The 16,373-nt window shown below is 62.7% G+C and carries 15 protein-coding genes; 3 read left to right on the top strand and 12 right to left on the bottom strand.

Annotated elements, in window-relative coordinates:
* Positions 1 to 76: 76 nt before the first annotated feature.
* The 7 genes from sufD to NKI64_RS18375 form a co-directional block, all read right to left on the bottom strand.
* Entirely contained in the window at positions 77 to 1,345 is a 1,269-nt protein-coding gene (gene sufD / locus NKI64_RS18405; protein ID WP_352669288.1) for a Fe-S cluster assembly protein SufD, read from the bottom strand.
* Positions 1,346 to 1,388: 43 nt separating this feature from the next.
* Entirely contained in the window at positions 1,389 to 2,144 is a 756-nt protein-coding gene (sufC, locus tag NKI64_RS18400) for a Fe-S cluster assembly ATPase SufC (RefSeq protein ID WP_023684862.1), read from the bottom strand.
* A complete protein-coding gene (locus tag NKI64_RS18395; protein ID WP_352669284.1) occupies positions 2,137 to 2,424 on the bottom strand; it encodes a hypothetical protein in 288 nt (95 codons plus the stop codon). Before NKI64_RS18395 ends, sufC begins: the two co-directional genes overlap by 8 nt.
* Before the next feature lie 4 nt (positions 2,425 to 2,428).
* The gene (locus tag NKI64_RS18390; RefSeq protein ID WP_023829964.1) at positions 2,429 to 2,590 is read right to left on the bottom strand and encodes a hypothetical protein; all 162 of its coding nucleotides are present in this window, start codon (positions 2,588 to 2,590) and stop codon (positions 2,429 to 2,431) included.
* A 127-nt stretch (positions 2,591 to 2,717) separates the two neighbouring features.
* The gene (locus NKI64_RS18385) at positions 2,718 to 2,903 is read right to left on the bottom strand and encodes a hypothetical protein (RefSeq protein WP_352669281.1); all 186 of its coding nucleotides are present in this window, start codon (positions 2,901 to 2,903) and stop codon (positions 2,718 to 2,720) included.
* Positions 2,900 to 4,417, bottom strand: a complete 1,518-nt coding sequence (sufB, locus tag NKI64_RS18380; RefSeq protein WP_023706434.1) for a Fe-S cluster assembly protein SufB — start codon at positions 4,415 to 4,417, stop codon at positions 2,900 to 2,902. The genes NKI64_RS18385 and sufB overlap by 4 nt, the downstream gene beginning before the upstream one ends.
* 185 nt (positions 4,418 to 4,602) lie before the next feature.
* Positions 4,603 to 5,766, bottom strand: a complete 1,164-nt coding sequence (locus NKI64_RS18375; protein ID WP_352669277.1) for a cysteine desulfurase family protein — start codon at positions 5,764 to 5,766, stop codon at positions 4,603 to 4,605.
* A 255-nt stretch (positions 5,767 to 6,021) separates the two neighbouring features.
* Between NKI64_RS18375 and NKI64_RS18370 the strand changes: the two genes are divergently transcribed.
* Complete coding sequence (locus NKI64_RS18370; protein WP_023669128.1) at positions 6,022 to 6,696, top strand: alpha/beta hydrolase; 675 nt, start codon at positions 6,022 to 6,024, stop codon at positions 6,694 to 6,696.
* Positions 6,697 to 6,909: 213 nt separating this feature from the next.
* Entirely contained in the window at positions 6,910 to 7,557 is a 648-nt protein-coding gene (locus NKI64_RS18365) for an FMN-binding negative transcriptional regulator (RefSeq protein ID WP_352669274.1), read from the top strand.
* A gap of 30 nt (positions 7,558 to 7,587) precedes the next feature.
* Here the strand turns inward: NKI64_RS18365 and NKI64_RS18360 are convergent, their stop codons facing one another.
* The 4 genes from NKI64_RS18360 to NKI64_RS18345 form a co-directional block, all read right to left on the bottom strand.
* Positions 7,588 to 8,328: a phosphatase PAP2 family protein gene (locus NKI64_RS18360; protein WP_352669271.1), complete on the bottom strand. Its 741-nt coding sequence runs from the start codon at positions 8,326 to 8,328 to the stop codon at positions 7,588 to 7,590.
* A 195-nt stretch (positions 8,329 to 8,523) separates the two neighbouring features.
* On the bottom strand, positions 8,524 to 10,167 hold the full coding sequence (locus NKI64_RS18355; RefSeq protein WP_352669268.1) for an ArnT family glycosyltransferase: 1,644 nt from the start codon (positions 10,165 to 10,167) through the stop codon (positions 8,524 to 8,526).
* Between the two features lie 58 nt (positions 10,168 to 10,225).
* Complete coding sequence (locus tag NKI64_RS18350) at positions 10,226 to 10,558, bottom strand: lipid-A-disaccharide synthase N-terminal domain-containing protein (protein ID WP_023669132.1); 333 nt, start codon at positions 10,556 to 10,558, stop codon at positions 10,226 to 10,228.
* Positions 10,551 to 11,285 (bottom strand): glycosyltransferase family 2 protein, encoded by a 735-nt coding sequence (locus NKI64_RS18345; RefSeq protein WP_023684854.1) that lies wholly within the window; start codon positions 11,283 to 11,285, stop codon positions 10,551 to 10,553. The genes NKI64_RS18350 and NKI64_RS18345 overlap by 8 nt, the downstream gene beginning before the upstream one ends.
* A gap of 255 nt (positions 11,286 to 11,540) precedes the next feature.
* Between NKI64_RS18345 and tyrS the strand changes: the two genes are divergently transcribed.
* Positions 11,541 to 12,794 carry a tyrosine--tRNA ligase gene (gene tyrS, locus NKI64_RS18340; protein WP_352669265.1) on the top strand — a complete coding sequence of 418 codons (1,254 nt, stop codon included), beginning with the start codon at positions 11,541 to 11,543 and terminating at the stop codon, positions 12,792 to 12,794.
* Positions 12,795 to 12,811: 17 nt separating this feature from the next.
* Here tyrS and NKI64_RS18335 read toward each other — a convergent pair whose 3' ends face one another.
* Positions 12,812 to 16,198 (bottom strand): YhdP family protein, encoded by a 3,387-nt coding sequence (locus NKI64_RS18335; RefSeq protein ID WP_352669262.1) that lies wholly within the window; start codon positions 16,196 to 16,198, stop codon positions 12,812 to 12,814.
* Between the last annotated feature and the right edge of the window lie 175 nt (positions 16,199 to 16,373).

The following is a 16,373-nucleotide window of genomic DNA, read 5'->3' as shown; positions in this document are numbered from 1 at the left end:
CTTCGCTCGGCCACCGCCCGGGGCGTGTCACTTGCCTCGCCCGTCCTTCGGACCCACAAGGGGAGAAGGGGAGGCGCTACCCATGCGCCACGAACCAGTCGTCCAGCCTTGTTTCCAGGGCCTCGACGATGGTTTCGTCGTCCAGTTCCTCGATCACTTCGGCGACGAACGCCTTGACCAGCAGGCCACGGGCGCTCTTCTCGTCGATGCCGCGAGCCATCAGGTAGAACAGATGGTTGTGGTCGATCTCGGTAACGGTCGCGCCGTGGCCGCAGATGACGTCGTCGGCGAAGATTTCCAGCTCCGGCTTGGTCGAGAACTCGCCATCATCCGACAAAAGCAGCGTGTTGCAGGCCATCTTGGCGTTGGTCTTCTGCGCGTATTGGTGGACGTTGATGCGGCCCTGGAAGACGCCGCGCGCCTTGCCGGTCACGACATTGCGGATCACTTCCGTCGATGTCGTATGCGGCACGGCATGGTCGAGCACCATGGTCACGTCGGTGTGGGTGTCGCCGGCCAGAAGGTTGATGCCGCGCAATTTGAAGTCGGCGCCTTCGCCCGTGGTCTTCACCACGATCTCCTGGCGCACAAGCTTGCCGCCGGCATTCATGAAAAACAGCGTCAGCTTCGAATTCTTGCCGAGATGCGCCTTGAACTGCGCCAGATGGGTGGCCGTTTCCGGCTGTTCCTGGATGATCAGCCAGGTCACCTCGGCGCCCTCGCCCAACACCAGCTGGCTGACGGAGCTGGCCAGAGCCGCGCCCTCGCCCGCCTGACGCTCGACGATCGTAGCCTTGGCGCCGGCGCCGACACGCACGGGAAAGCGCACATGGGTCTGTCCGCCGGCTTGCAGGTTCTGCAATTCGATCGGCTTTTCCAGTGCTGCGCCATCGGCGATGTCGACGAAATAGCCGTCGGCGACGAAAGCAGTGTTCAGCGCGCCGATGGCGTCATCGCTGCCATAGGGGTCGAGGCCGGGTGCAATCGAGCCGTCGGTCAGCTTTTCCGACAGGCGCTGGATCGTCACGCCCTCGATCGCGGGGAATTTCGCACTCGAGACGCCGTTCAGAACCGCCAGCACGGCGGAACCTTCGACGATGGGCGTTAGCGTTTTGGCGGCGGCCGTCGGATCGAATGCCGGCACCGCAGTCAACAGCCGGCGCAGGTCAGTGTAATGCCAGGATTCGATGCGCCGCGTCGGCAGCCCGTGCTTGATTGCCTCAATGGCGTCGTCGCGCTTCAGCATCACCGCGCCGTCGCCCGACAGCAGCGACAGCCGCTCGCCGAAAGCGTCGATCAACGCCGTTTCGGCCTGTGTGCGCTGGGGTTGTGTATGCATATTCATCAGTTTTGCCCCGCCTTTCAGCATAAAATGGCCTTCTGGCATCTCACGCGGCTTCGCCGATCACGCCGGCATAGCCATTGGCTTCGAGATCGAGCGCCAGCGACTTGTCGCCGGACTTGATCACCTGGCCCTTGTATAGGACGTGCACGCTATCGGGCACGATGTGCTCGAGCAGGCGCTGGTAGTGGGTGATGACGATGATGGCACGGTCGGGCGAGCGCAGCGCGTTGACGCCGTCCGAGACGATCTTCAGCGCATCGATGTCGAGGCCGGAATCGGTCTCGTCGAGCACGCAGAGCTTTGGCTCCAGCAGCTTCATCTGCAGGATCTCGGCCCGCTTCTTCTCGCCGCCGGAAAAGCCGACGTTGAGCGGCCGCTTCAGCATCGCCATGTCCATCGAGAGCGACGCTGCCGCCTCTTTCACCCGCTTCAAAAATTCCGGAATTTTTAGCGGCTCCTCGCCGCGCGCCTTGCGCTGCTCGTTCATCGCCACCTTCAGGAACTCCATGGTCGCGACGCCAGGTATCTCCATCGGATACTGGAAGGCGAGGAAGATGCCCGCGGTGGCGCGCTCGGCCGGATCCATTTCGAGGATCGACTGGCCGTTATAGAGGATGTCGCCTTCGGTGACCTCATAGTCCTCGCGACCGGCGAGAATATAGGACAGCGTCGATTTGCCCGAGCCGTTCGGGCCCATAATGGCGGCGACCTCGCCGTTTTTCACCGTCAGGTTCAGGCCGCGTATGATCTCGGTGCCGTCATCGACGATGCGGGCATGCAGGTTCTTGATCTCAAGCATTGTTCTTTTCTCTGAAATAATCGTCGTAGGTGACTGTGTAATCGGTGTGCCGGCGCTGCAGGGTTTTGAACCGCCAGAAGGACAGGCCGAACCCCACCGCGAAAACCGCAAGGCCGACCAGCGGATGGACGAACGCCGCCAAAACGGCGCCTACCAGGGCCGAGGTTACTGCGGCCGCGGCGTATTTCATCGTGGCGATGTTGCCCTCGCGACGAACCGCCCACAGCCGCCGCCAGCGAACCGCAAACCAGATCTCGTCGCGAGGCAGCGTCATGGTCATCTCTTCAGCCATCAACCAAGTGGCGCAGAAACGGCAGTATAATTGCCGAGACCAGCCCGGTCACGGCGCCCGCCGCCATCCGGCGCGGCGTCGACTGGATAGAGGGCGCGACAGCGCAGAGCGCGCCGCACACCAAAGCGTAAAAAACGATCGGAACCGTATCCATCACTTCAACTTCCTTTCAAACGTTCAGTTGCAATCCTGTGCCTTGTGCACGGTCCTGAACGCTTGGCGGGTCACTATCCTTCCAGTGTCCATCGCATTGCCTATCCGAGCGCCTACGCCCGGATATTCTACATCTGCGTCACGGCTTGCCAAAATCCTCCCCAAAAGCCATCCGGCGAGTAGGCCGCGCCGAGCAGCACTATCCCTATCGCGCAAAACCAGAATGCAAGGCCCAGGCCCGCTTCCCAGTTATCCACTCGTTCCCGCAGATAGACATGTTTTTCCACGGATTCGCGTTTGCGCGCCTTTGTCACCCCACGCTTCCCTCGAGGCTGATGCCGATAAGCTTCTGCGCTTCGACCGCGAACTCCATCGGCAGCTGCTGGATGACATCCTTGACGAAGCCGTTGACGATCAGCGCGATCGCCTCTTCCTCGGGGATGCCGCGCTGCATGACGTAGAATTTCTGGTCCTCCGAAATCTTCGACGTCGTCGCCTCATGCTCGAACTGCGCCGTCGAATTCTTGGCTTCCATGTAGGGCACGGTGTGCGCGCCGCACTGGTCGCCGATCAGGAGACTATCGCAATTGGTGAAGTTGCGGGCGTTGGTCGCCTTGCGGTGCGCCGAAACCTGGCCGCGATAGGTGTTCTGCGAGAAGCCGGCGGCGATGCCCTTGGAGATGATGCGGCTCGACGTGTTCTTGCCGAGATGGATCATCTTGGTGCCGCTGTCGACCTGCTGGTAGCCGTTCGACACGGCGATCGAATAGAACTCGCCGGAGGAATCGTCGCCGCGCAGGATGCAGCTCGGATATTTCCAGGTGATCGCCGAACCGGTCTCGACCTGTGTCCACGAGATCTTCGAACGGTGGCCGCGGCAGTCGCCGCGCTTGGTGACGAAATTGTAGATGCCGCCCTTGCCCTCGGCATCGCCGGGGTACCAGTTCTGCACCGTCGAATATTTGATCTCGGCATCGTCGAGCGCCACCAGTTCGACGACGGCGGCATGCAGCTGGTTCTCGTCGCGCTGCGGCGCCGTGCAGCCTTCGAGATAGGAGACGTAAGCCCCCTCCTCGGCGATGATCAGCGTGCGCTCGAACTGGCCGGTGTTCTTCTCGTTCATGCGGAAATAGGTCGACAGCTCCATCGGGCAGCGCACGCCCTTGGGCACGAAGACGAACGAGCCGTCGGTGAAGACAGCCGAATTCAGCGTGGCGTAGAAATTGTCGGATGTCGGCACGACCGAGCCGAGATATTTCTGCACCAGCTCCGGATGCTCGCGGATGGCTTCCGAGATCGAGCAGAAGATGACGCCGGCCTGCGCCAGCTCCTTCTTGAAGGTGGTGACGACGGAAACGGAATCGAACACCGCGTCGACCGCGACACGGCCCGATTTGTAGACATTGTCGCTGGGCTCCTCGAGATCGGAGACGTCGGTCTTCTGCACGCCAGCGAGGATTTCTTGTTCCCGCAGCGGAATGCCGAGCTTCTCGTAGACCTTCAACAACTCGGGATCGACGTCGCTCAGCGAGGTCGGGCCGGGCGTGCTCTTGGGCGCCGCGTAGTAATAGAGGTCCTGAAAGTCGATCTTCGGATAATGGACGCGCGCCCAGGTCGGCTCTTCCAGCGTCAGCCAGCGCCGATAGGCTTCCAGACGCCATTCCAGCATCCAGGACGGTTCATCCTTCTTGGCCGAGATAAAGCGAATAATGTCTTCGCTCAGGCCCTTGGGGGCCTTGTCCATCGCGATCTCTGTCTGGAATCCGTATTTGTACTGGTCGACGTCGATCTTTCGGACCCGATCGATCGTGTCCTGCACAGCAGGCATAAGCGTTCTCCATCCACGCCGGGGTCAAGGCCCGACAGTTTTCAAACTATGGCATCGCCGAGGGCTGCCCATGAGGCGCCGAAGGCGGCGTAAGTTTCATATAGTGCGTCTCGGCCGGGAATTCACCCGGCCACTTGCAAACGCACGGCTCTACCAGGCCGCGAGGCCTGAATTCTTTGTCGCCTTCAGGCGGCTTGTTCCCTGCCCGCCCGGCGCTGGGCGATTTCGGCCAGCGCCGTACGAAACAGTTCGATGTCCCCGGCGCTCGTTGCGCGACCGATGGACACGCGCAAAGCGCCCAGGCTGTCGCCATAACCCATGGCTTTCAGCACATGGCTCGGCCCGACCTTGCCCGACGAACAGGCCGATCCCGCCGACAGCGCCACGCCGGCCAGATCGAACGCGATCTGCGCCGTCTCGGCCTTCACGCCGGGAATAGCGAAGAATGTCGTGTTGGCAAGCCTTGGCGCGCCGGATCCGAAGATTTCTGCGTCCGGCACCAGTGTTTTGATGATGGTTTCGACTTCGTCGCGCCGGTGCGCAAGCGTATCGACATGGTTCAGTCCGGCCAAAGCCTGCCGCGCCGCAGCGCCAAAGCCGGCGATGGCCGCCAGGTTTTCGGTGCCGCCGCGATGGCCCTTTTCCTGGCCCCCGCCATTGATCAGCGGCTTCGGCATCATCAGATCGGCTGCCGCAACGACGGCGCCGACACCCTTGGGGCCGCCGATCTTGTGCGAAGACAGAATCAAATAGTCGGCGTAAGCCGCTGACATATCGATGGGAACGCGGCCCGCAGCCTGCACCGCGTCGACCACCAGAATGCCGCCCGCCGCCTTGACGATTGCAGCGATTGCCTCGATCGGCTGGATGACGCCGGTCTCGTTGTTGGCCGCATGGATCGCGACCAACGGCAGGCCTTCGGCCTTGTCATGCGCGGCCAGAGCGGCTGTCAGCTGAGCGAGGTCAGCGATGCCATCGGCGTCGACGCCGATCTGCGAAACCTGTGTTGCCGGGAAGCGGCCGCCGTTCAACAGGCAAGGGTGGTCGGCCTCGCAGACATAGAGCCGGCTCATGCGCGCCGTGCCACGGCCCATCCGCCAATCCGGTGTCAGCAGCGTCGATGCGGCTTCCGTCGCGCCGGAGGTGAAGACGACATGCTCGGCCTTGGCGCCGACAAGTGCTGCCACATCGCGCCGGGCAGTGTCGATCAGGCGCCGCGCCGCGCGCCCCTCGGCATGCACCGACGACGGATTGGCGACGAGATCGAGCGCGGCAATCATCGCCTCGCGCGCCTCGGCAATGAGCGGCGCGCTGGCATTGTAGTCGAGATAGGCGCGTGCTGCGGCCATTTTCACCCAATCGATCCCGTCAAGACCCTTTCCGCAAGGATAGCGCGTTATTTCCTTGAAATTGCAAGGCAAGACGTCCTATTTACGCGGCTTGCGGCGAGGATGGCCGGGCCGTCACGGCCGGCTATCCAGTTTTGAACAATTCTAAACTAGCTTCTAAGAAGACGCTTGCCCTGCGTCAAGGCCCGGAAGGGCTGGGGCTAGAGTAAGAGTTGTTCAGGGCGCCGCGCATTCGTATGCCATTTGGAGTAGTTCATGCCTGAGGTCATTTTCACCGGTCCGGCCGGCCGCCTGGAGGGCCGCTACCAGCCTTCCAAGGAGAAGAGCGCGCCGATTGCCATCGTGTTGCATCCGCATCCGCAATTCGGCGGCACGATGAACAACAAGATCGTCTATGACCTCTTCTACATGTTCCAGAAGCGCGATTTCACCACGCTTCGCTTCAACTTCCGCGGCATCGGCCGCAGCCAAGGCGAATTCGACCACGGCACCGGCGAATTGTCGGATGCCGCCGCAGCGCTCGACTGGGTGCAGTCGCTGCATCCGGATTCCAAGAGCTGCTGGGTGGCCGGTTATTCCTTCGGCTCCTGGATCGGCATGCAGCTTCTGATGCGCCGGCCCGAGATCGAGGGCTTCATCTCGATCGCGCCGCAGCCCAACACCTATGATTTCTCGTTCCTGGCGCCCTGCCCGTCATCGGGTCTGATCATCCATGGCGATGCCGACAAGGTGGCGCCGCCCAAGGATGTGCAGGGCCTGGTCGACAAGCTGCACACGCAAAAGGGCATCACCATCACGCAGAAGACCTTGCCAGGCGCCAACCACTTCTTCGCCAACGACGCCGATCTGCTGCTCGAGGAATGCGCCGACTATCTCGACCGACGGCTGGCCGGCGAATTGTCCGATCCGCGGCCGAAGCGGCTGCGCTAAGAGCAATTCCAGGAAAAGTGTAAACGGGTTTTCCGTCCGGAATTGCGTCAAAACAAAAACTCCCGGTCCGATGCCGTGCACAGTCGTGCCCATGACGGGCGCGACAATGCCATTTCGGCTGATCCAAACGGTGAAGCCAGCCTGACATGTGGCGCGGCTCGGCTGAACGGTGCACAATGCCGGTTCAGCCAGCGCAAGAAGGCATGACCGATCATGTACCAGCCTCCCCATTTCCAGGAAACGCGGCCGGACGTCCTGCACGGGCTGATCCGGACGCATCCGCTGGGGTTGCTGATCTCCAACGGCGCCGATGGCCCGGTCGCCAATGCCATTCCTTTCCTGCTTGATGCAGAGGTTGGGCCGAATGGCCGGCTGCGCGCCCATCTGGCCAGGGCCAACCCGCAATGGCGTCAGCTGGCCGACAATCCGACGTCGCCGGTGCTGGTCGTCTTCCAGGGCGCCGACGCCTACGTGACGCCGTCCTGGTACGAGACCAAGCGCGAGACCGGCAAGGTCGTGCCGACCTGGAACTACGCCATTGTCCAGGTGCGAGGAACGGTAAGAGTGATCGAGGATTCCGCTTGGATCGCACAGCAGATCACCGAGCTGACGCTGTCGCAGGAAGGCGCCCGCGAGGCACCCTGGGCGGTGACCGATGCGCCGCCGACCTTCATCCAGTCGCAAATCAAGGGCATTGTCGGGCTTGAGATCGAGATCGCCGAAATCAGCGGCAAGTGGAAAGTCAGCCAGAACCGGCCTGTCGCCGACCGCGTCGGTGTCGCCGAAGGGCTGGAGAAGGAAGCCGCCAGCGCGCCTGACATGGCTCGGCTGGTGCGGAGCTGGGGTGGCATCGGCAGCTAGCTGGGGGCGTCTTAGATGGTTCCAAAGGCGTCAGCAATTCAGTTGCTTGCCGGCGCTGCTCCAATGCGGAAATTCGTCTTGTCTCGGCGCATCGTTTTGGTTTGGTTTGCGAGCCCGACGGAATAGGCGGAACGTAGTTTTTGCCACCGGCAACCCCGACGCCGTGTAGCGGAAGATACATCCCAGCCGGCCAAGCACCATCGCGCAGACGATGGCAACAGCACAGCCAAGGCCGAATCCGGCGACAGTGTCGCTCGGGTAGTGCGCGCCGATAAAGATCCGGGTCGATGCGACCGACAAGGTTGCTGCCAGCAGCACCCATCTGCGCTGGGGCAACAACAGCAGTGCAATGCCGAAAATGACGCCCATGGTCGTGGCATGGCCGGACGGGAAGCTGGCAAAGCGCGCCTCCAAGGAAAAAGGATGCAGCGACAGATCGCCGAGCTTGTCGAAATTCATCGGCCTGGCTCTGCCCACGCCATATTTCAGCACGTTGACGACCATGGCCGAGAGTGCGATCGAACCCAGCACCATGAAAGCAAAGCAGGTCCAGTTGTAGAAGGTCATCCGCGCGCGCCGGGAAAGGCTGCGCCAATCCGTCAGATTCGCGGCAATCAGCACCAGTACCGACGGGACAAGATACCAGCCGCCTAGGCCGAAGAAGGTAAAAAACTCGGCGATGCGGAAGACATTGGTCGAGCCTGAAGCCCACTGCCTCGCCATGGTCCCTCCAAGATGGTCGAAACGGAGCGACACCGCGATCGTCAGCAAAAGCCAGGCCACAACCCAGACCGACCACAGGATTTTCGGGTAGCGCGCCGGGCGCGTCGCCAGGCGATGCCGTACAATCCCGAAAGTATCGCGGAAATTAGCGACAGACTGCCGGAGCATGGCAGGCAAAGCGGCACGCGCCGGCGATGGCGACTTCATCAACATGCGGAGCTCGGCGCGATCATTGAAGAGCTATCAGTTCGCCACACGGTACAGGCCGAGCGACAATTTATCACCTGACGAATAGTTGATGCCGTCGATCTCGGCGACGCGGCTGGCCTTCTTGCCTTGCCCTGCCAGCAGGTCATCCAGCCGTTTTTCATCGCCGACCGGCGCCAGGCCCAAAGCGCAGGCCGGATCGCCAAGCAGATGTTGCGCAACCCCGTCGACATCGGTCAGTACCGTCTTTGTGCCCACCAGAAATACCAGGCTCGGTTCGTGATATTGCGCGGAGGCGAGCACGCTCATCTCACAGGGACGATCGGCGCGAACCGCCGCCTCGATTTCCCGACTCATCCAAATCGGTTTCAGTGACGGCACGATGACACCGAACAGCAGGGCGTAGGTTATACCGGCGCAAACCGCAGCCCCGCCGATGCGGACCAGCGGCACCAGCGTCTGGCGCGAAACAGCGAGGTAGCCGGCGCCCAATGCTGCCGCGGCGGCCGGAACGCTCCACCATAAAAATGTCTTCATGTGATAGATCGGCGCACCGACGCAAAGCACGGCGAGACCGACTGTCACCAGAACGGTGCCGAATGCGGTCGCCCACCACAGCCATGTCTGCCAGCGCCTGAGCGGCGCATTTGCCTCTTGCGGCGTCAGCGTCAAAAGCCAGCCGATGAGCAGGGCCATGCCGGGATAGGCCGGCAGCACATAATGCGGCAGTTTCGTCGGGATCAATTCGAAGACGAGCCAGAACGGAACGTACCAGGCGAGGCAGAAACGCAGGCGCGGATCGTCGCGCAATCGGTTGAGCGCCTGCAGTCCGGCGCCGAGCGCCACAAGGCCGAACGGCCACATGAACAGGCAATAGGTCAGCACGTAGAAGCCCGGCGGAACGCCGTGCGACTCCTCGCCTTGCGCGACCTTGCCGAGCATATCCTTGCCGACGGCCTGCTGCAGGAAGGCGCCGTTGCTCTTCCAGGTGATGAGGGCGAGCCAAGGCAGCACGATCAACAGCACCAGAATCAGCCCACGCCCGGCTTTCAGCCTCGCCAGCCAGCGCCAGTCGCGCTCGAAAGCAACCAGCGTGAGCACCGTCAGCGCCGACAGCAGCGGTGCAATCGGCCCCTTGATGAGGATAGCCGCGCCCTGCGCAGCCCAGAAAATCCACGGCAGATGGCCGGCGACAGGCTCGTTGCGGCGCGATGCCAGATAAATCTGCGCCAGCGCGCCTTGCGCCAGAACGCAGCAGGCAAGCAGCATCGCGTCGGTCTTGGCGTCACGGCCTTCGAAGGCGGTGGCGAAAATCGCCGCCATGACCAGGCCGGCGGCAAGACCGGCATTGGCGCCGAACAGATTGGCCCCGGTCCAGGCGATTGCGACGACGGCGATGGCGATGCCCAGCGCCGAGATCAGCCGGTAAATCCAGATCGGCGCCTGTGCCCCCTCGCCGCTCAGCGTCACCGCCGCCGATTGCAGCCAGTAGATGCCGATCGGCTTTTGGTAGCGCGACGCGTCCTGGAAGCGGATGTCGACATAGTCGCCGGTCTCCGTCATCTGCTTGGTCGCCTGGACGAAGCGCGGCTCGTCGCGGTCGAGCGGCGGCAAAGAGGCCAGTCCCGACGCCGTCATCATCAGGCTGAACAGGAAGAGAAAGATGTAGTTCCTGCTCATTTCGACACCGGACAGACTGGTCAACACCGGACAGACTGGATTTGGCGGGACTGGTGGCTCAGTCGACCTTGGTCATCGCCGCCTTGCGCTCATTGGCGATGAGCCATAAATTTCTGACATAGATCACCATGCCCATGGCCTGGCCGGCGATGAACACCGGATCCTCACGCTGGATGGCGTAGACGAGCAGCAGCCCGCCGCCGAACAGCGAGAAGAACCAGAAAGCGATCGGCACGACGCTGCGCTTGGCCTTTTCCGAAGCGATCCACTGCACCAGGAAGCGCATGGTGAAGAAGAACTGGGCAACGAAGCCGAGCAGAACCCAGGCGTCGAACTGCTTGACGAAAACCTGGTGCAGCCAGGTCGCCAATTCCTGAAACACGTTAGCCATGCGTGATTTCCTCTACCTTTGGCATTCTGCGGCGCCGGCGCCGAAGCCACCAGACGCCGGCGAGATCGAGCGCGCCCTGCAGGCCGCGATCGAAGATGCCGTAATTCGACTTGCCGTGGCGGCGCGAGCGGTCGACGACGTCGCAATGGACGACGCGGTAGCCTTCCTGGATGACCAGGGCCGGAACGAAACGATGCGTGCCGTCGAAGAACGGCAGTTTGCGCAGGATATCGGTGTGGATCGCCTTCAGGCCGCAACCGGTGTCGCGGGTGTCGTCATGCAGGATCGCGCCGCGCAGCCAGTTGGCGAAACGCGATGCCAATTGCTTGATCTTGCTATCGCGGCGCTTCAAGCGCTGCCCCTGCGCGGCTCCGAAACCAGGCCCAGCCTGGCGCAGCGCATCGACCAGCACGGGGATATATTGCGGGTCGTTCTGGCCGTCGCCGTCGATGGTGGCGACGATCGAGCCGCGCGCCGCCCAGGCGCCCGAGCGCACCGAAAGCGACTGGCCGGCGGATTTTTCGTGCCGCAGCTGACGAAGCGGAAATGGACGTTTGGCGGCTTCAGCGGCAAGCACCGAAGCGGTGTCGTCAGTCGAACCGTCATTGACGACGATGATTTCGAAATCGCGCCCGGTCATCGCCGCCTCGATCTCGTCGATCAGCAGCGGCAGGTTCGCCGCCTCGTTGCGGCAGGGAATGACGATGGATATCAATGCGTCCGGCATATCGCGTCGGGCTCTGTCACAAGATATGGCATTCGGTGGATGCCGTGCGGTGCCGTTCCAGCGGATCGAACCCGTTGGCGCGGCGCCTCATTACGCCAGCCGACAGGATGAAGCAAGCATGCGCGGCAGTGCAGAATAGGCTGTCCATGCCGGCGCAAAATCGGAAACCACTTTTGCTTGACGCGCTTGGATGCTAAACGCCCGCGTTCAGGCCATTGCCGGGCCGTTCGGACCCGGCGCTTTCAGGAAGAAACAATGCCCGCCTTCAAGTCCGATTTCCTGCGCGTCATGAGCGAGCGCGGCTTCATCCACCAGATTTCGGATGAGACCGGGCTGGATCAACTTTTCGCGAAGGAAACCGTGACCGCCTATGTCGGCTACGACGCCACGGCGACCAGCCTGCACATCGGCAATCTGATATCGGCGACCATGCTCTACTGGATGCAGGAGACCGGCCACCGGCCGATCGCACTGATGGGCGGCGGCACCTCGATGATCGGCGACCCGTCCTTCCGTGACGACCAGCGCAGCCTTTTGACGCCCGAGGCGATCGCCACCAACATCGAGGGCATCAAGCGAATTTTTGGCCGCATCCTGCGCTTCGGCGACACTGGCAGCGACGCCATCATGGTCAACAATGCCGACTGGCTGATGAAGCTCAACTATGTCGAGTTCCTGCGCGATGTCGGCCGCCACTTTTCGGTCAACCGGATGCTGACCTTCGACAGCGTCAGGCTGCGGCTCGAGCGCGAACAGTCGCTGTCCTTCCTCGAATTCAACTACATGATCCTGCAAGGCTATGATTTCGTCGAGCTCAGCCGCCGCCACGACTGCCGGCTGCAGATGGGCGGTTCGGACCAGTGGGGCAACATCATCAACGGCGTCGATCTCGGCCACCGCATGGGCACGCCGCAGCTTTATGCGCTGACCACGCCGCTGCTGACGACATCGTCGGGCGCCAAGATGGGCAAATCGGCCAAGGGCGCGGTGTGGCTGAACGGCGACCTCTTCTCGCCCTATGATTTCTGGCAATACTGGCGCAACACCGAGGATGCCGACGTCGAGCGCTTCCTGAAGATCTTCACCCGGCTGCCGCTTTCGGAGATCGCGCGGCTGGCCGCCCTTGGCGGCTCGGAGATCAACGAGGCCAAGAAGGTGCTGGCCACGGAAACCACGGCCATCGTGCACGGCCGCGAGGCGGCGCAACAAGCCGAGGAGACCGCGCGCAAGACCTTCGAGGAAGGCGTGACAGCCGAAACGCTGCCGACCGTGGAAGTGGACGGCGCCGCGCTGGAAGCCGGCATCGGCATCCTGTCGCTGCTGGTCAGCGGGGGCCTTGCCGGGTCCAACGGCGAGGCAAGGCGTCACATACAGGGTGGCGCCGTGCGCCTCAACGACCAGCCGGTGGCGGACGACCGGCGGATGGTGACGCCTCAGGATTTGAGTCCGGAAAACGTCGCAAAGCTTTCAGTGGGCAAGAAAAAGCACGTGCTTGTGCGGCCTGCCTGAGCCGTCTTCTGGGATCCTCAGCGATACTCGAAGATCGACCGGAAAATGCCCGGCGCGATTACCGATAGCGGGTTGATGTCCAGCACCGGCTTGTTGGCGTTGCCCTTAAGCCGGTAGGTGACGCCGATCAGGCCTCGGTCGCGGCCGTTGCCGAGCAGAACGCCGACCAACGGCAACTCGCCGAAGATGCGGTTGAGGCCATAGGCCGGCATGAAGGTTCCGGTCATGTCCATATTGTTGTTCTGGTCGTAGAGCGTGCCTTGGAAGGTGGTGCCGATGCGCGGGCCGCGCAGCACGCCATTCGCCAATTTCAAATAGCCCGACCCCTTGTCGATCTCGGTAAAGCCGCGCTCGAATTTTACCCGCGAGGTGTCGATCTTGCCCTTGACCGCTTCGTTCAGGCTGCGGCTGTCGCCGGTTGGCGTGGTCGATACGATCGACGCAAGCTTCGGTTCATTGACGATGAAGAAGTTGCTCGAATCGACCTGGCCCCGCATCGGGCCGTCGGCTGCGCCGCTGAGCGCCAGCGTGATCGATCCGCCTTCCATATGCTCGTAGATGTTGAGGAAGCGCAATATGGCGCCTGCGTCGGCCGACTTCATGGTGAGCGCGCGAGCACCATTGCCTGCCGTATTGCTGATGGTGATGGCGGCGCCGGAACTTGCCGCGGCGCTGACCTTGAGCCTGTTCACCCTGGAACCGGCGGCACTGTAGTCGAGCTTCAAATTGGACAGGACCTCGTCATGGAACCCGCTTAGCGAATTGACGTCGGCGCTAACCGAAACCGCGTCCGTGCCGGTGGTTTTGGTGGCGGTATCGACATCGGAGGTGAACTGCTTGATCAGCGAGCGGGCATCGAGCGCGTTGCCGCTGACATCGACTGCGAAGCCCTTGCCCGACCGCTTCACCGTCACGGCGACATCGTCGCCCCGGTTCAAGGCGACTTTGCTGAAGCGGGCCGAAGACAGCGCGCCCTTGACCAGGACGACATCCCCTTCGACCGAAAAGCTCTTTCCGTCGAGGTCGAAGTCGGACAGCGTCGTGGTATCGCCGGACTTGCTCATGGTAAAAGTGGCATTGGCGGGAATGCCCGGCCCCTTGCTCCAGCCTGCCCAGGGAATGTCCAGCCTGGCGCTCGTCAGGTCAACGTCGACGTGCTGGCTGCCGCCTTCGCCGCTCTTGTCGATTGCCACCTTGATGGTGCCGGAAATCAGCGGCGACAGGCCAGGCATGGCGATGGCGCGCGTCTTGTCGTCGAGCACAAGCGCCACCTTGCGGCTGCGCGGCGGGCCGCCATCCCTGAGCGGCTCGACCAGATCGAGCTCGGCTGGAATGCCGTTCAGCCGCGCCTTGGCAGAGATCACCGCCTTGTCAGGCCCGACTTCGATCGAACCGTCGGCATCGGTCACCATCTGGCCTTCGAACGGCTTGGCGAGCGACAGGTCCTTGTAGTCGAGCGATACCAGCCAATCGAGCTTCGACGTGTCGACGCCGGATTGCAACGGAATGTCGGCCTTGACGTGGCCGGTCACCGTGCCCGACAGGTCGTCCGGCAAGATGCCGACATGGCGCATGGCGTTGATCGGTTCGTAGGAGGCAAGTTCGGCGATGGCCGGCGCCTCACCGGCGACGTCGATGTCGAGCGCGCCGATCACCGGCGGGTGGTTTGCCGCCTTTACCGACAGTGTGCCATTGCTTGCCGCCACGGTGCGGCCGCTCGGCATATAGACGCTGCCCGAGGACAGCGCGACGTCGACGTCGTTGCCGTGGAAGGAAACGACGCCGACGGCATCGCGTATCGGCGGGATGCGGCCGGCGGTGTCGAAACGCGAGCCCTCGACCTGGAAGCGGCCGAACACCTCGTCGGCCGAAAGCGGCACGCCGTTGCCGAGACGCCCCGGCACGACCTGGAACTGCAGGCTGGCATCGACGACGCGGCCGCCAAACAGGTTCTGCAGCACCCACAGCCGCGCGTTCTTGGCCGAGAACCAGGGCCACAATTGCTTGACGTGCGAGACCGCCATGTCGTGGACGTTGAGCGACACCGAGATACCCGGCGGTCCGTTGTCGATGAAGGAAACCGCAGCGGTTCCCAGCACTTCGCTCCCCGATCCCGACCTGATACCGATCTGGTCGGCGACAAGCTTGCGGTTCTTGACCTGATAGACGCCGGCGATGCGGGCGAAGAAATTCAGCGCCGGCTCGGGCGATTCCGAAGGCGCCAGCGTCGAGCCGTCGCTGGTCAGGTCGTAACGATAGGAAGGCTCCTCGCCGGACGCGCCGGTCGACGGCTTTGGCCCGATCGAACCGGCGAAATTGAACGCCGAGCGCCCGGTCTTTAGAACCAGCCTGCCGACATCGATCTTGTTGGAGCCGGAGACAAGGGCGGCGTCGACATCGACATCGGCCGGCAACAGCCCGCGTGTGCCGAGGTCGAGCACCGAGCCGGTTAGCGACAGCGAGCCCGTCAGCCGCGAATCGGTCTCGCCCGAGCCTTCGGATCCGGTGAGCTTCAAAGCAATCGCGCCGGTTCGCCCGCCGGCCGCCGGCGTGGTCTCCGCGACATCCGCCATGTCGATGGCGGCGTTCAAGGCGGTGACGCGCATCGAGCTCGTATCGCGGGTGGCGGTGGCCGTGACGGTGAGCGCGCGGCCATCGACATCCGCCTCGGACGAGAACTCCATGCTGCCGGGGCCCGACTGCAGCACCGTGGCGTTGGCGATCGTGACCAGCTTGACCGATCCGGCCTCGGGCAGCTCGAACGCGACATTTCTAAGATCGATGCGGCGCATCGAATCCTCGCGCACGGCATCGAGTGCACGATTGACGTCACTGAAGACGGCGGCGGCCAGTTTTTCCGGATCGATGAGACCGTCTTGATTGCGCAGGCGCGCTGTCCAGTCACCACCCGACGGCATTGCCGCGGTGACGATATGGGCGTCGGAAATCCTGGCGCTGGTCAGCCGAACCTCGCCCGAAAGCAGCGGGATCAACCGGATGCCGAAGCGGACGCGCCCGGCATCGGCCATCGGCTTGCCGTCGGCGGTCTCGACGCTGACATCCTTGACCTGCAGCGCAATGAAGCTCGATCCGTCAAGTGTCAGGCTGGCAGGACCGACGGCGACTTTGACGTCGAAACCGGCCAGTTTCTCGATCGCCGTTTCGGCTTCCAACCGCAGCCGTTCGCTGCCGATGCCGGTGGCGCCGATGACGTAGACGGCGGCCGCTGCCAGCAGCACAAGGGCTCCAATGCCGGCAAACAGCCGGGCAAGGATGCGAAAGCCGCGGCCGATCCGTGCCTTGCCGAGCGGCGGCACGCGGCAAGCGGACGGGAAAGCCCCCAGGTCGGTGATCTCGTCACGCCTGAACCGGATTTTCTCGTGCTGCGGTTCTTCCTGATCCACGCAATTTTCCGTTGTGCGAATTCGATCGTGGACGAATCCCCGCCCGACACTATAACGACGCAGGCTAGAGCATGATGCCGAAAAGTGTGAGGCGGTTTTCTCGGACAAACGGTTTCCGTTTGTCCAGGCATCATGCTCTATCTCTTTGATTTAGGGCCGCGTAACCTCAAACAAG

The sequence above is a fragment of the Mesorhizobium sp. M0478 genome (assembly GCF_040321305.1).
GTDB lineage: Bacteria > Pseudomonadota > Alphaproteobacteria > Rhizobiales > Rhizobiaceae > Mesorhizobium.
Note: the sequence above shows the minus strand (reverse complement) of the source record. Positions and strands in the feature narration are given on the sequence as shown.

Bases quoted from the DNA above. Each gene is read 5' to 3' on its own strand.
- tyrS (WP_352669265.1), top strand. From the start codon at position 11,541: ATGCCCGCCTTCAAGTCCGATTTCCTGCGCGTCATGAGCGAGCGCGGC.
- NKI64_RS18390 (WP_023829964.1), bottom strand. From the start codon at position 2,590: ATGGATACGGTTCCGATCGTTTTTTACGCTTTGGTGTGCGGCGCGCTC.
- sufB (WP_023706434.1), bottom strand. From the start codon at position 4,417: ATGCCTGCTGTGCAGGACACGATCGATCGGGTCCGAAAGATCGACGTC.
- NKI64_RS18350 (WP_023669132.1), bottom strand. From the start codon at position 10,558: ATGGCTAACGTGTTTCAGGAATTGGCGACCTGGCTGCACCAGGTTTTC.
- NKI64_RS18355 (WP_352669268.1), bottom strand. From the start codon at position 10,167: ATGAGCAGGAACTACATCTTTCTCTTCCTGTTCAGCCTGATGATGACG.
- NKI64_RS18375 (WP_352669277.1), bottom strand. From the start codon at position 5,766: ATGGCCGCAGCACGCGCCTATCTCGACTACAATGCCAGCGCGCCGCTC.
- sufD (WP_352669288.1), bottom strand. From the start codon at position 1,345: ATGAATATGCATACACAACCCCAGCGCACACAGGCCGAAACGGCGTTG.
- NKI64_RS18395 (WP_352669284.1), bottom strand. From the start codon at position 2,424: ATGACCATGACGCTGCCTCGCGACGAGATCTGGTTTGCGGTTCGCTGG.
- NKI64_RS18345 (WP_023684854.1), bottom strand. From the start codon at position 11,285: ATGCCGGACGCATTGATATCCATCGTCATTCCCTGCCGCAACGAGGCG.
- sufC (WP_023684862.1), bottom strand. From the start codon at position 2,144: ATGCTTGAGATCAAGAACCTGCATGCCCGCATCGTCGATGACGGCACC.
- NKI64_RS18365 (WP_352669274.1), top strand. From the start codon at position 6,910: ATGTACCAGCCTCCCCATTTCCAGGAAACGCGGCCGGACGTCCTGCAC.
- NKI64_RS18370 (WP_023669128.1), top strand. From the start codon at position 6,022: ATGCCTGAGGTCATTTTCACCGGTCCGGCCGGCCGCCTGGAGGGCCGC.